The sequence below is a fragment of the Maricaulis sp. ABE4_448 genome (assembly GCF_056160825.1).
Map to the genome: position 1 here is coordinate 501,052 of NZ_JBSWXX010000001.1, position 14,647 is coordinate 515,698.

Genomic DNA, 14,647 nt, shown 5'->3' on the forward strand with positions numbered 1-14,647 from the left:
CATGGGAGGGACGGGGCATGACACGGATCATTCTGGGCGTGATCGCCATCTTGCTGGCGGTGGCTGCCGGCCTCTTCTTCTACGTCATCCCCGTGCGCATCGATGCCGGACGCAATCTCGTCCTGCCGCACGAACCCTATGCCATCTCAGCCGAGGCGCAGGCCTTGCACGCGACGCTCGATGTCGCCGATCTGCACTCCGACATGCTCCTGTGGATGCGCGATCCGGCACAGCGGCATGATCGCGGCCATACCGACCTGCCGCGCCTGCGCGAGGGGCGGGTGGCCCTGCAGGTCTTCGCCAGCGTCACCAAGACGCCCGCCTCGATGAATTACGAGGAAAACTCGGCCGACAGCGACAATATCACCCCGCTCGCCATCGCCCAGCGCTGGCCGGTGGACACCTGGGGCTCGATCCGCAATCGCGCGCTCTACCATGCCGAACGCCTCAACCGCCTGGCCGAGACTGACGGCGCTTTCACCGTCATCCGCACGCGCGGCGATCTCGACGCCGTCCTCGCCGCCCGGCAGGACGACCCGATGGCGATGGGCGGCCTGCTTGCCACCGAAGGCGCACACCCGCTGGAAGGCGAACTCGCAAACATCGAACCGCTCTGGGAGGCCGGTTACCGGCTGATCGGCCTGCAGCATTTCTTCGACAACGAGCTGGGCGGATCGCTGCACGGCCTCTCCGGCGCCGGCCTCACCGATTTCGGCCGCGAGGCTGTCGCCGCCCTGCTCGCGCGCGGCATGATCATCGATGTTGCTCATTCCTCGCCCGCCGTGGTGGCCGAGGTTCTGGCGATGACCGACCGGCCGCTCGTGGTCTCCCACACCGGCATTCACGGCCATTGCCCGGTCACACGCAACATTCCCGACGGGCTGATGCGCGCCATCGCCGCGGAAGGCGGGCTGATCGGCATCGGTTTCTGGGAGGACGTGACCTGCGACGACAGCCCGTCCGGCGTCGCCGACACCATAATCGCCGCCATAGACCTGGTCGGCCTCGACCATGTCGCCCTCGGCTCCGACTATGACGGCACAGTCACCACCACATTCGACGCCTCCGAATACGCCGTCCTCACCGACCGCCTGCTCGCAGCCGGCCTCAGCGAGGATGAGGTGCGCCAGGTGATGGGCGGCAATGCGATCCGGTTTTTCCGGGAGCAGCTGCCGGAATAGATACTGCGCGCTGACGCGCTCCGCGGCGCTTTGCGCCGCCCCCCTCAGTCCGCTGACGCGGACAGCTCCCCCGCAAGCGGGGCGAGCCCTTTTTCAGGCTTCCCCTGCGTCAGCGGGGGAAGTGGCCGAGCCCGACCTTGCGCCGGGTGAGGTCGAAGGGGGCCGGTAAGCCCTAAGCCGCCACAGCCTCAGCCTCGAGCCGCTCCACCAGCTTCACCCCGGCGCCTGAACACGTCAGGTCTCCGCCGAGATCGCCGGTCCATTCGCCGGCTTCGTGCATGGCGTTGACTGCCTTGCGGATGCGGGCGGTGGCGCCGGTTTCGCCCAAGGATTCCAGGAGCTGGGCGGCCGCTTCGATGGCGCCGAACGGGTTGGCCTTGTCCTGGCCGGCAATGTCGGGGGCCGAGCCGTGGATGGGTTCGAAAATGCCGGGACGGGCCTCGCCCAGCGAGGCGGAGCCCAAAAGGCCGATCGAGCCGGGCAGCATGGAGGCCTCGTCGGACAGGATGTCGCCGAACATGTTCTCGGTGACGATGACGTCGAAACTGGCCGGCGCGCGCAAGAGGTGCATCGCCGCGGCGTCGACATACATGTGGTCGAGCTGGATATCGGGATAGTCGCGCGCGCCCATTTCCGAGACGGTCTCGCGCCACAGGCGGCTGGTTTCCAGTACATTGGCCTTGTCCACCGAGGTGAGACGGCCGCGGCGCAGGCGGGCCTGTTCGAAGGCGACGCGGGCGACGCGGGCGATTTCCGCGCGGCTGTAGGTGCAGGTGTCGGAGGCCTGGCTGTCCGTGCGCTCGCGCCGGCCGAAATAGATGCCGCCGGTCAGCTCGCGCACGATCAAGAGGTCCGTCCCCGCCACGAGGTCGGCTCGCAGCGGGGACTTGTCCGCCAGCGCGGGGTGCACGCTGGCAGGTCTCAGATTGGCGTAGACGCCGAGCGCCTTGCGCAGGGCCAGAAGGCCAGCTTCGGGACGCGAGGGGGCCTGGTCCCATTTGGGTCCGCCCACGGCGCCGAGGAAGACCGCGTCGGCGGCCTGGCAGGCGGCCAGGGTCTCGCCGGTCAGGGGTTCGCCATAGCGGTCGATCGAGGCGCCGCCGAAAGCGTGCTCCTCGAACCGGATCGAGAATCCGGACAGGGCGGCAGCCCGTTCGATGACGGCGCGGGCGACGCGGGTGATTTCCGGGCCGATCCCGTCACCGGGCAGAAGGACGATGCGATAGGTCATGCGGTCTGTGTCTCGTAAGCGGTGATGGCGTCTTCATTGGCGGTGAGGAAGCCGAGCGGGTCGGTGCCTTCCATCAGGCAGTGCCGGGCGAAAGGCTCGATGGTGAAGTCGAAACCGGGCCCGTTGCCCATCTCGACGCGCTGGGCGCCGAGGTCGATGGTGATCTCGACATCGGGATGGGCCAGCAGCCAGTCATGCGCCTCTTTCGGGGCGAGGATGGGCAGGAGGCCGTTCTTGGCCGCATTGGAGCGGAAGATGTCGGCGATCTCCGAGGAGATGACGGCGCGGAAGCCGAAATCGTGCAGCGCCCAGGGCGCATGCTCGCGCGAGGAGCCGCAGCCGAAATTGCGCCCCGCCACGAGGATGCGGTGGGTTTCCGTGTCCAGCGCGTTGAGGGCGACGGTCTCCAGCGGCTTGCCGTCACTGTCATAGCGCCAGTCGTGGAAGGCCTTGTCGCCCAGCCCGTCGCGCGAGGTCGTGGTGAGAAAGCGCGCGGGAATGATCTGGTCGGTGTCGATGTCTTCCTGGTCGATCACGAAGGTGCGGCTGGTCAGCGTGGTGAAGCGTTCAGGCATGGGCGGGCTCCATCAGCGTGGCCGGGTCGATGATATGGCCGGCGATCGCGGCCGCGGCGGCCGTGGCCGGGCTGGCCAGAACGGTGCGCGCGCCGGGACCCTGGCGGCCCTCGAAATTGCGGTTCGAGGTGGAGACGATCAGCTGGCCCGGCTCGCCCCTGTCGCCATTCATGGCGATGCACATGGAACAGCCCGGCTGGCGCCATTCCGCGCCGGCCTCGATGAAGATCCGGTCCAGCCCTTCCGCCTCGGCCTGTTTGCGCACGGCGACCGAGCCGGGCACGACGAGGGCGCGCACGCCCGGCGCCACCCGGCGTCCGCTCATGATCGCAGCGGCGGCGCGCAGATCGGTGATGCGTGAGTTCGTGCAGGAGCCGATAAAGACTTGGTCGACCTTCGCGCCGGAAACCGGCTTGCCCGCCTCGAACTGCATATAGCCCAGCGCGCGGGCATGGGAGGCCGACCGCGCGGCCGGAACCGCCGCGTCGACGGCGATGCCGGTATCCGGTGCCGTGCCCCAGGTGACCATCGGCCGGATCTGTGTCGCGTCGATCACGACCTCATGATCGAAGCGCGCGCCCGGATCGGAGCGGAAATGTGACCAGCGTGTCACCGCCATGTCCCACTTACGGGGGTCTGATGGCACATGTTCGCGACCCTTGAGCCACGCAAATGTCGTCTCGTCGGCGGCAATCATGCCGGCCCGCGCGCCCGCCTCGATCGACATGTTGCAGACCGTCATCCGGCCCTCCATGTCGAGCGCCTCGATCGCTTCGCCGGCATACTCGATCACGCATCCCGTACCACCATCCACACCGATCTCGGCGATCACGGCGAGGATGATATCCTTCGCCGAAACGCCCGGCGCCGTGGGGCCCGCCAGCGTGATCCGCATGGATTTCGGCTTGCGCTGCAACAGGCATTGCGTCGCCAGAACATGGCCGACTTCCGTCGTGCCGATCCCGAAGGCCAGTGCCCCGAACGCACCATGGGTGGCGGTATGGCTGTCACCGCACACAATCGTCATGCCCGGCTGGGTCGCCCCCAGTTCCGGCCCGATCACGTGCACCACACCGCGATGCTCGCTGTCCCAGCCATGCAGGGTAATCCCGTGCGCGGACGCATTCGCCTGCAGGGTCTCGACCTGCTTGCGGGCAGCTTCGGTGGCATAGGGCGGGGTCTCGCCGGGGGCGAAATCCAGCGTCGGCGTCGCGTGGTCGATCGTTGCCAGCGTGCGGTCGGGCCGGCGCACCTTCAGGTCGCGCTCAGCCAAGACCGCAAAGGCCTGGGGCGAGGTGACCTCGTGCACCAGGTGCAGGTCGACATAGAGCATGGCCGGCGTGTCGGCCGTCTCCGCCTTGACCAGGTGGGCGTCCCAGACCTTCTCGAACAGGGACCGCGGACGCCCGCTATCAGGCGACATGCTGGACCTCCATCTGATTGTCCTGCACCGGCTGCAGCCAGCCGTGATGATCCGGGGTCTCGCCGGTGAACAGGCCGAAGAAGCGCTCCTGCATCTTTTCCGCGACCGGGCCACGGCCGCCGCAGCGCACGATATGGCCGTCGACCGAGCGCACGGGCGTGATCTCGGCCGCGGTGCCGGTAAAGAAGATCTCGTCGGCGACATAGAGGCTTTCGCGCGACAGGGTCTGCTCGCGCACGTCATAGCCTTCCGCCTCGGCCAGCTTGATCACGCTGTCGCGGGTCAGGCCGGACAGGATGGAGGCCGAGGTCGGCGGTGTGCGGATGATGCCGTCGGAGACGACGAAGATGTTCTCGCCGGCGCCTTCGGACACCAGGCCGTTGACGTCCAGGCCGATGCCTTCGTCGAAGCCGCGCGAGTGGGCTTCATGGCTGATCAGCACCGAAGACAGGTAATTGCCGCCAGCCTTGGCGCCGGTCGGGATGGTGTTGGGAGCGGCCCGGTTCCAGCTGGAGATGCAGCAATTCACGCCCTTGGACAGGGCTTCCTCGCCCAGATAGGCGCCCCAGGGGAAGGCCGCGATACAGACATCGATACTGGCGTCCTGGCCGGGCAGGACACCGATCCCGCCATAGCCGAAATAGGCGATGGGCCGGATATAGGCGTTCTTGAGATGGTTGGCGCGCACCGCCATGCGGCAGGCCGCCTCGATCTCTTCCTGCATGTAGGGGATCGGCATGTGATAGATGCGCGCGGAATCGAACAGGCGCCGGATGTGGTCGGTGAGCCGGAAGATCACCGGGCCGGACGGCGTGTCGTAACAGCGGATGCCCTCGAACACCGAGGTGCCGTAATGCAGGGCGTGGCTCAGCACATGGGTCTGGGCTTCGTGCCAGTCGATGAGTTCGCCATTGCGCCAGATGAAGTCGGTTTCGGAAATAGCCATGGTCTTGGTGTCCTGATCAGACGGCGTGCGCCGGTGTGGGTTGGTTGGCCTCGGCCCGGTCGTAGGCTTCGCCGCGATCGAGGGTGAACAGAAGAGAATCGATGGCCGCGGTTACGATGTCGGGCCCGCGGGCCCGGCCGGAGAAACGGCGGCCGTCGATTTCGACTTCGATATCGGCCACGAACTCTCGATGCGTACCGTGGGCGCGCATGCGTGTTTCCAGGCTGATAACATCGACATCGGTGCCGGTGATCCGCTGGACGGCCGCGAAGGCAGCCGCGACGGGGCCGTCGCCGGAGGCAATGTCGGAGATGCGGCCCCGCACGGGATGTTCCAGCTCGATACGGGCAAACTGCTTGGGCTTACGGCCGGCCGTGGTGCGCAGCTCGGTGCGCAGAACCGTCCATTGCGAACCGGAGGCTGAGTACCCCTCCATCATCGCGACCAGGTCGGCATCATTGATTTCGCCATATTCATCGGCCGCGGCCTTGAATTGAGCGAAGATGTCGTTCAGGCGCGCTGGATCGGGCTGGTAGCCCAGCTTGGCCAGGCGCTGCGACAGGGCGTGCTTGCCCGAATGCTTGCCCAGCACCAGCGAGGATCCGGGAACACCGACGCTTTCCGGGGTCATGATTTCGTAGGTGCGCCGGTCGGCAATCATGCCGTGCTGGTGAATGCCGGCCTCGTGCGCGAAGGCATTCTTGCCGACAATGGCCTTGTTCGGAGCCACGACTGTTCCGGTCATTCGGGACAGGCGCTGGCTGGCGGCCCAGATCTGCGTCGCATCGGTATGGCTGACGGCAGGGAAGATGTCGGCCCGCACCTGCAGCGCCATGACAATCTCTTCCAGCGAGCAGTTACCCGCGCGCTCGCCGATGCCGTTGATGGCACACTCGACCTGGCGTGCGCCGGCTTTCACGGCAGCCAGCGAGTTGGCGACGGCGAGGCCCAGATCATTGTGGCAGTGGGCCGAGAAGAACACATGGTCCGGCCGTTCCACCTTCGCCACCAGGTCGGCGAAGACGCGATAGATTTCGTCCGGTTCGGAGTACCCCACCGTGTCGGGAACGTTCAGCACGTCCGCGCCATTACTGGCGGCACAGCTGAGCGCTTCGATCAGGAATTCCGGTTCCGTGCGCAGGGCGTCCTCGGCCGAGAACTCGATCTCGTCGAACCGGCCAGCTGCGTGTTTCAGACAGCGCTCGATGGTATGGATCACCTCGCGGCGCGACAGGCGCAACTTGGCTTCGCGGTGGATCGGGCTGGTGGCGATGAAGACGTGCAGGCGGCTGCGCTGCGCTGGTTCCAGCGCATAGGCCGCGGCGTCGATATCCTTCTCCGTTGCCCGGGCCAGCGAGCAGATCGTCGGACCGCGGACCTCGCTGGCGATCAGACGGATCGCCTCGGCATCGCCCGGCGAGGCTGCGGCAAAGCCGGCCTCCATCGTGTCGACCCGCAGGTTGGCCAGGAGATGTGCCATCTCCAGCTTCTCAGGCGCGGTCATGGAGAAACCGGGCGCCTGTTCGCCGTCGCGCAGCGTCGTGTCGAAAATGTGCAGCCGTTCCGGTTGGCTGCTGGGTACGGGGCTCAGTTTCGGGGCGGACATGCCTGTCTCCAGTGATATGAGGCGTGAGCCGCTTCGGCGGCCGCAATTTCAGGGGTGAAGACGGCGCGTACATCCATCAGGCGTCCGATCTGGCGGATCAGCACATCCAGCTGACGCGCCGCATCGCGCGGTGTCACCTGCAGGGTGATGGTGGACTGGCCTTCACGCGCTTCGCGCTTGTCCAGCGTGCCGATCGTGTAGCCACGGCGCTCGACAAGTCCGATGAGACGCATCAGGGCGCCTTCGGCTTCGGCAAGTTCGATGATGAGCGTGTTGAGCATGATCAGTCCTCCATCATGTCGGCATTGGATGCGCCTGGCGGCACCAGCGGCCAGACGTTTTCACGCGGGTCGATCAGCACATGGGCCAGGATCGGGCCGCGCGCGTTCAGCAAACGGTCGATTGCGCCGGGAACCTCGTCCCGGCTGTGAACGGTGAAGGCTTCGATGCCGAAGGCGTGTGCCACCTCGGCGAAATCCGGATTATCGTAGAGATCGATCTCGGAGAAATTCTCGTCGAAGAAGTATTCCTGCCACTGGCGCACCAGGCCCAGCGAGGCATTGTCCAGCAACAGGATGCGGATCGGCACGCTGTAGCGGCGCGCGGTCGCCAGTTCCTGGATATTCATCATGATCGAACCGTCGCCCGAGATCGTGACGACCTTGGCGTCGGGACGCTCCATTGCGGCACCGATACCGGCCGGCAGCCCGTAGCCCATCGCGCCCAGCCCGGCAGAGGTCAGGTGGGATTCCGGACGCGAGAAGCGGCAATGCTGGGCCACCCACATCTGGTGCTGGCCGACATCGCAGGCGGCGATGAAGTCGTCGCCGGCGGCCTCTGACAATTCCTTCAGCATGGCGGGGGCGAAGACGCCATTGCCCGGCGCGTCATAGCGGAAGGCATGGCGCGCCTTGCGTTCGCGGCAGGTCTCGCGCCAGGGGTCGATATCGAGATAGCCCGGATCCATGCGCGCCAGCGCGTCGCCGATATCGCCAGCGATCGCCGCATCGGCGGCGCGCAGCTTGCCGATCTCGGCGATGTCTGCATCCATGTGAATGATGCGGGCGCCCTTGGCGAAACTGTCCAGTCGGCCGGTGGCCCGGTCGTCGAACCGCGCACCGCAGCACACCAGCAGGTCGCATTCATCCACGGCGACATTGGCCGCGCGTCCGCCATGCATGCCCAGCATGCCCAGGAAATTCTCGGCATGGGGATGCGGGCAGCCCAGGCCTTTCAGGGTCGCCACGGCGGGAATGCCGGTGCGGCCCATAAAGTCCCGGACCGCGTCGACGGCGCGGCCCAGGGCGACACCGCCGCCGATATAGAGAACGGGGCGTTTTGATTGAGTCAGCAGGGCCGTCGCCGCAGCCACATCGGCGTCACTGGCACGGGACGGCCCTGCTGCAGGCCGAGGCTCTGGGGGTAAGGTGGGGTACGCCTCGGCTTGTAGGACATCCTTCGGCAGATCGATCAGGACGGGGCCGGGACGCCCGCCTTCCGCGATCTCGAAGGCTTCGGCGATCATCTCCGGTATCCGCATGGGATCGCGGATGATGATCGAGTGTTTCACGACCGGCATCGACATGCCGAACACATCGACTTCCTGGAAAGCATCCGTGCCCATCAGCCCGGACGGGACCTGGCCTGTCAGGATGATCATGGGGACAGAGTCCATGTAGGCATTGGCGATGCCGGTCAGCAGGTTGGTCGCGCCGGGGCCGGACGTGGCCAGGCACACACCGGCCTTGCCGGTGATGCGCGCCTGGGCGTCGGCGGCAAAGGCGGCGGCCTGTTCATGGCGGACCAGGATGTGCTGCAGGCTCGAGCCGGTCAGGGCGTCGTAGACCGGCATGATCGCCCCGCCCGGATAGCCGAATACGCGCTCGACACCCAGGGCTTCCAGCGTGCGTACGACGGCATGCGCGCCGGTCTGCTTGGCTGTTTTGGGTGCCGGAGCGGTTTCTGCTTCGGTCAGGCTGTCATTGGCGGGCAGGGCGGTCATCGGTCTCGCCTTTACTGGGTGTTGGCGCCGGGCTGCAGCCACGGCATGTCGGCGCGCAATTCCGCACCGGTTTTCTCGATCGGGTGTTCCAGATCCTTGCGCAGCAGGGCCTGGTATTGCGGCTTTCCGGCTTGGTTCTCGGTGATCCAGTCCCGGGCGAAGGTGCCGTCCTGGATGTCGCGCAGCACTTCGCGCATGCGGGCCTTGGTCTCGTCATTGATGACGCGCGGGCCGGAGCGCAGATCGCCATAGATGGCGGTTTCCGAGATGAATTCGTGCATCTTCGCCATGCCACCCTCGTAGAGCAGGTCGACGATCAGCTTGAGCTCGTGCAGGCACTCGAAGTATGCGACTTCCGGCTGGTAGCCAGCCTCGACCAGGGTTTCGTAGCCGGCCATGACCAGCTCGGTCGTGCCGCCGCACAGGACGGCCTGTTCACCGAACAGGTCGGTCTCGGTCTCTTCGGCAAAAGTCGTTTCGATCACACCGGCCGTCGCGCCGCCGATGCAGGCGGTGTAGCTTAGTGCGCGGTTGCGGGCTTTGCCGGTGGCGTCCTGGTTGACCGCGAACAGGCAGGGCACGCCGCGGCCGATTTCGAACTCGCGGCGCACCAGATCGCCTGGGCCTTTCGGGGCGACCAGGATGATGTCGGTATCCGGATCCGGATGAACCCGGCCGAAATGCACCGAGAAACCGTGGGCGAACAGGACGGCATCGCCCTTGTCCAGGTTCGGCGCGACCATCTCGCGGTAGACGGCTTCATGCGTCATGTCCGGGGTCAGAATGGCGATGACATGGGCGGCCCTGGTGGCCTCTTCCGGCGTTGCCGTTTTCAGCCCGTCAGCCTTGGCCTTCTTCTCGCCGGCCCCGCCGGGACGCACGCCGACGATCACGTCGCAGCCGGAATCCTTCAGGTTCATGGCGTGAGCGCGTCCCTGGCTGCCATAGCCGATGACCGCGATCGGCCTGGACTTGAACTCGGTGGTGTCGACTTCGAAGGCGGCGCGCCGGGAAGTCGATTTGGAAGCGGACGCGGTCATGCGGTGATCTCCTGCTTGGATGTCGCGTTGTCGGTGGATTGCGGGGCGGCCGGAGCGTCGGGCCCGGCCGGAATGGTGACGGCGCCGCGCGAGGCCGAAGAGACCAGCGCGGCATATTTGGCGAACACGCCGCCGACGGATTTCGGTTGGGGCCGGACCCAGTCCTTGCGGCGCGCGGCCAGATCGGCGTCGATATCGATCCGGCGGGCGCCGACATCGATGCGCACGACGTCGCCATTCTCGATCAGGCCGATCGGGCCACCGGCAGCGGCTTCCGGGCTGACATGGCCGATCACGAAACCTTTCGAGGCGCCGGAGAAACGGCCATCGGTGATCAGGGCGACGTCCTCGGACAGGCCCTGACCCACCAGGGCCGCCGTGACGCCCAGCATTTCACGCATGCCGGGCCCCCCCTTGGGGCCTTCATTGCGGATGATGATGATGTCGCCGGCCTTGACATTGTTGTTCTCGATTTCGGCGAAAGCGGCTTCCTCGCTCTCGAACACGCGCGCCGGGCCTTCCATGGCGGTGCGCGAATGGCCGGAGGTTTTCAGCACGGCACCCTCCGGGGCCAGCTCGCCATAGAGGATGCGGAAACCGCCATCGGGCTTCACAGGGTCCGCGACGGTCTTGATGACGCGCTGGTTTTTCGACTCAACCGCTTCGGCGGCTTCCGTGTGCAGGCTGCGGCCGGTCACCGTCGGCGTGTCGGCCAGCAGACCGGCCTCGGCCAGGCGCTGGGCGAACAGGCGTGTGCCGCCGGCCAGGAACATGTGGTGGGCCAGGAAGCGGCCGCCGGGTTTCAGATCGGTGATCACCGGCGCGATAGCGGAAACCTCGTCGAAAATGTCGATCGAGAAGGGTTCGCCGGCCTCGGCCGCAATCGCGGCCAGGTGCAAAATGGCATTGGTCGAGCCGCCGCTGGCGGAGGCCGCGATGGCGGCATTGCGCAGCGAGGCCTGGCTGAAAAACTGGCGCGGCCGGGTGCCCGATTTGGCCAACTCGACCGCCAGCTTGCCGCAGCGCGCGGCGGCAGCGGGCTTGTCGGGATGCGGCGCCGGGATGTCGTTGACGCCCATCGGCGACAGCCCCATCACCGACAGGATGGTCGCCATCGTGTTGGCCGTGAACTGGCCGCCACAGGCACCGGCACCCGGGCAGGCTGCTTTCTCGACGGATTTCAGGCCCTCATCGTCCAGCGTTCCGGCCGCGTGTGCGCCGATTGCCTCGAACACGTCCTGGACGGACAGGTCCTTCTCGCCCAGCCGGCCCGGCATGATCGTGCCGCCATAGAGGATGCAGCCGGGCACATCCATGCGCGCCAGCGCCATTGCCGCCGCCGGGATCGTCTTGTCGCAGCCGACCAGGATCACCACACCGTCCAGGCAATGCCCGCGCACGGCCAGTTCGATCGAGTCGGCGATGGTCTCACGCGAGATCAGCGAGGCCCGCATGCCTTCCGACCCCATGGAGATGCCGTCGGAGACGACGACCGTGTTGAAGTCGACGGGGTGGCCGCCGGCTTCGCTCACGGCCTCGCGCACCGGAACAGCCAGGTCCGCCAGGTGCATATTGCAGGGCGTCACCGTGGTCCACGTGTTCACGACACCGATCATCGGCTTGTCGAAATCAGCGTCCTGCATGCCGGTCGCGCGCAACATGGCGCGGGCGGCGGCTCGGGCCGGTCCCTTCGTGATCGCGTCTGACGTTTTATTCGAACTCTGTGTCATCGAAGCTTTCCGTGCGGCGAAACACGAAAAACCCCGCTTCCGGGTTCCGGGAGCGGGGTTTTTCGTGTCTGCCTTTGCTCTGGTTTTTACCTAGCTGGCAGGCGCGAACGCCACTCCCGTTATGGGGGTGATAATAAGTACAAGTACGAGAAGGAGGAGGCCGAGCGAACCTGCCCGCGCGCCTTCTAGGGCGGCGGCCGGAAGAACCGGCTGGGCAATGGCGTTCATCGACATGACAGGGGTGTTCCCGTTTCCTATTGCGCTGCAGCGTGACCGCACTCGATAATGATTGCAACCCCTCGATTGGAAAATTTCTGCGTCAAATCGCATATCGGGGTTAGTGTGAGCAAAAAACAGCGAAGGCGAGAGCTCCTGCGCAATGGAATTTCAAGACGCAGAATCGTGCGTTTCGCGGTAGGCTGACGCATTATGGTTCGCTTGTTGTGGCTGGCATTCGGAGGTGTGTGCGTCGGACTGGCAATTGCCGGTGCCGCGCTCCCCCTTTTGCCGACGACACCCTTCCTCCTTCTGGCGGTCTTCGCCTTCGCGCGGAGCTCGCAGCGGCTACATGACTGGCTGGTCGATCACAGGCATTTCGGCCCGATGATCCGGAACTGGCGGGAGCATGGCGGAATTGACCGCCGCTCCAAACTGCTCGCCGTCGCCGCCATGCTGGTGGCCCTTCTGGTCAGCTGGGCTGTTGGTGTCGGCCCCCGCCTGCTGATGATCCAGGCGCTGGTTCTGGGCGCATCCGCGACCTTCATTCTCACCCGTCCGGACGGTCCGCGGCGTCCGGAAAGCTGATACCTTGTTCATTTTGCTCGAAATCCGGGCAGCCTGTCTCAATTCCGGGCAATGGCGGTGGTGCGGTAAAAAATTGCTTGAATCTGGTTGACCGCTGTTGGTGCGGGGGCCGCTGATTTCCCTGCGGCATCCGATCATGTCGCGACTCTGTGGATTGAACTGCTGGCGGCTGCGGCCGCCAGCCCTTTTCCCCGGAACGGGAAAATTTCCCGGAAATACAGAGAAAACACCGGTATTCCCCAAAAATATTTCACTTTCTGGTCGCAGAAGAAAAATGTTGCAGTGCAGCATTCGGTGTCATAGGGTTGTCAAATAAGGAGCCGCCGAAGCGCGGCCGCATCACAGAGCGCGTAGATGGGGTCCGTCACTGCCCGAGGGTGGTGGGGATCAACTTGCCCGGCGAGGCACAGGTTTCGTCATTGCGCGCAATATTCGTGCACAAGTCAGATCCGAGTCGAACAAGCGGACTGTTCAATCAAGAACGGTTTCACCGCATGCGACCGGTGCGCGAGGCTCACCCGCAGGCGGTTCAAGGGATGGTTGCCAGAGCGGGGGGATCCCAATGATTGGCACAACAAAGACACACAAGACATTTCTAGGCGGCGCGCTTGTCGCGCTGGCGGCTGGTGCCCTGGTCTCCGGACCTGCCCAGGCTGAGGTGTCCGAAGAAACCGCATTCGTTTTCAATACGCTGCTTTTCCTGATCGGCGGCTTCCTGGTCATGCTTATGGCGGCAGGGTTCGCGATGCTGGAAGTCGGCTTCGTGCGCACCAAGCACGCCGCCGCGATCTGTCTGAAGAATATCGCGCTCTACTCGATTGCGGGCCTCATGTTCTATCTGGTCGGCTATCAGGTGATGTATGGCGGGGAGACGCCCTGGTTCGGAATGCCGGCGATCTGGGGGCCGTCCGAAATTGCCAGCGATGCCGAGATCTCGCTCGAGACCGGCTATGCTGCAGCGTCTGACTGGTTCTTCCAGATGGTGTTTGTCGCGACCGCGGCCTCGATCGTGTCCGGCACGATCGCGGAACGGGTCAAGCTGGGTCCTTTCTTCATCTTCGTCGTGGTGCTGACCGGCGTGATCTACCCGATCCAGGGCTCCTGGGAATGGGGTGCTGGCTGGCTCGACAGCGACTTCGGCTTCTCCGACTTCGCCGGATCGACGCTGGTTCACTCCACCGGCGGCTGGGCTGCACTCGCGGGCGCGATCCTGCTGGGTGCCCGGACTGGCCGGTTTGGTCCGAATGCGACGCCGATGGTGCCATCCTCCCTGCCGCTTGCCACGCTGGGGACGTTTATCCTCTGGTTCGGCTGGTTCGGCTTCAACGGAGCCTCCCAGCTTGCGATGGGTTCGGCGGTCGACGCGGTCGCGATATCCCAGATCTTTGCCAATACGAATATGGCGGCCGCGGCCGGTGTGGTGACGGCTTATCTCCTCTCCATGCTGCTCGGCGGTGGCAAGGCGAATCTCGCCTACTGCCTCAACGGCGCCCTGGCGGGCCTGGTCTCGATCACGGCGGAACCCCTGACGCCGACCATCCTCGAAGCGATTGCCATCGGCGCGGTGGGTTCTGTGATCGCGACCTTCGGTGCCAAATTCCTGGAGGCCGTGCGCATTGACGACGTGGTGGGCGCCATTCCGGTCCACCTCTTCGCCGGCATCTGGGGAACGATGGCGGTTCCGCTGACCAACCCGGATGCGTCCTTCTTCGGGCAGGCGGTCGGCGTCGGTGCCATCGGTGCCTTCGTCTTCCTGTCCAGCTTCGTGGTCTGGCTGATCCTGAAGATCACGGTAGGCATCCGCCTGTCGCCGGACGCCGAGAATGTCGGCGGCGATCTGTCCGAGCTGGGCCATCCGGCGGGATCGATCTTCGCCGCGATCGACCCGGGAAAGCCGCCGGCCCCGGCCGAGTAGCGGGGATGCCGGCTGGTGAGGTGGCCCTCGCGGTCGCCGAACCGGCCGGTCTGCCCGGGGCCGACCCGACCGAACCCCAAACCCGAAATCCCGCGGACACCTTCCGGTCCCGACCCGGACCGCCGCGGCCCCTGAAATCCGCGCCAGTCCAGCTGCGCGCACCCGCAATGCTGCGCTCGCGTCCGGCCATCGGC

12 protein-coding genes are annotated in these 14,647 nt (G+C 65.7%); 3 read left to right on the top strand and 9 right to left on the bottom strand.

Annotation, left to right across the window (positions count from 1 at the left end; translation table 11 throughout):
* The first annotated feature begins 17 nt into the window (after positions 1–17).
* Positions 18–1,181: a dipeptidase gene (locus ACXAJV_RS02505; RefSeq protein ID WP_475081541.1), complete on the top strand. Its 1,164-nt coding sequence runs from the start codon at positions 18–20 to the stop codon at positions 1,179–1,181.
* Between the two features lie 172 nt (positions 1,182–1,353).
* Here the strand turns inward: ACXAJV_RS02505 and leuB are convergent, their stop codons facing one another.
* Genes leuB through ilvD form a run of 9 tightly spaced genes read right to left on the bottom strand, consistent with a single transcriptional unit; the run spans position 1,354 to position 11,734 of the window.
* Complete coding sequence (leuB, locus tag ACXAJV_RS02510; protein ID WP_475081543.1) at positions 1,354–2,412, bottom strand: 3-isopropylmalate dehydrogenase; 1,059 nt, start codon at positions 2,410–2,412, stop codon at positions 1,354–1,356.
* Positions 2,409–2,987: a 3-isopropylmalate dehydratase small subunit gene (gene leuD, locus ACXAJV_RS02515; protein ID WP_475081546.1), complete on the bottom strand. Its 579-nt coding sequence runs from the start codon at positions 2,985–2,987 to the stop codon at positions 2,409–2,411. The genes leuB and leuD overlap by 4 nt, the downstream gene beginning before the upstream one ends.
* Positions 2,980–4,410 carry a 3-isopropylmalate dehydratase large subunit gene (gene leuC, locus ACXAJV_RS02520; RefSeq protein WP_475081549.1) on the bottom strand — a complete coding sequence of 477 codons (1,431 nt, stop codon included), beginning with the start codon at positions 4,408–4,410 and terminating at the stop codon, positions 2,980–2,982. Before leuC ends, leuD begins: the two co-directional genes overlap by 8 nt.
* A complete protein-coding gene (locus tag ACXAJV_RS02525; RefSeq protein ID WP_475081551.1) occupies positions 4,400–5,356 on the bottom strand; it encodes a branched-chain amino acid transaminase in 957 nt (318 codons plus the stop codon). The genes leuC and ACXAJV_RS02525 overlap by 11 nt, the downstream gene beginning before the upstream one ends.
* 16 nt (positions 5,357–5,372) lie before the next feature.
* On the bottom strand, positions 5,373–6,962 hold the full coding sequence (locus tag ACXAJV_RS02530) for a 2-isopropylmalate synthase (RefSeq protein WP_475081553.1): 1,590 nt from the start codon (positions 6,960–6,962) through the stop codon (positions 5,373–5,375).
* Entirely contained in the window at positions 6,944–7,243 is a 300-nt protein-coding gene (locus ACXAJV_RS02535; RefSeq protein ID WP_475081556.1) for an ACT domain-containing protein, read from the bottom strand. Before ACXAJV_RS02535 ends, ACXAJV_RS02530 begins: the two co-directional genes overlap by 19 nt.
* 2 nt (positions 7,244–7,245) lie before the next feature.
* On the bottom strand, positions 7,246–8,964 hold the full coding sequence (gene ilvG, locus ACXAJV_RS02540) for an acetolactate synthase 2 catalytic subunit (RefSeq protein ID WP_475081558.1): 1,719 nt from the start codon (positions 8,962–8,964) through the stop codon (positions 7,246–7,248).
* An 11-nt stretch (positions 8,965–8,975) separates the two neighbouring features.
* The gene (gene ilvC, locus ACXAJV_RS02545; protein ID WP_475081560.1) at positions 8,976–10,004 is read right to left on the bottom strand and encodes a ketol-acid reductoisomerase; all 1,029 of its coding nucleotides are present in this window, start codon (positions 10,002–10,004) and stop codon (positions 8,976–8,978) included.
* The gene (ilvD, locus tag ACXAJV_RS02550; RefSeq protein WP_475081563.1) at positions 10,001–11,734 is read right to left on the bottom strand and encodes a dihydroxy-acid dehydratase; all 1,734 of its coding nucleotides are present in this window, start codon (positions 11,732–11,734) and stop codon (positions 10,001–10,003) included. Before ilvD ends, ilvC begins: the two co-directional genes overlap by 4 nt.
* 429 nt (positions 11,735–12,163) lie before the next feature.
* Between ilvD and ACXAJV_RS02555 the strand changes: the two genes are divergently transcribed.
* Positions 12,164–12,538 carry a YbaN family protein gene (locus ACXAJV_RS02555; protein WP_475081566.1) on the top strand — a complete coding sequence of 125 codons (375 nt, stop codon included), beginning with the start codon at positions 12,164–12,166 and terminating at the stop codon, positions 12,536–12,538.
* A 562-nt stretch (positions 12,539–13,100) separates the two neighbouring features.
* On the top strand, positions 13,101–14,453 hold the full coding sequence (locus ACXAJV_RS02560; RefSeq protein WP_475081568.1) for an ammonium transporter family protein: 1,353 nt from the start codon (positions 13,101–13,103) through the stop codon (positions 14,451–14,453).
* Positions 14,454–14,647 lie beyond the last annotated feature (194 nt).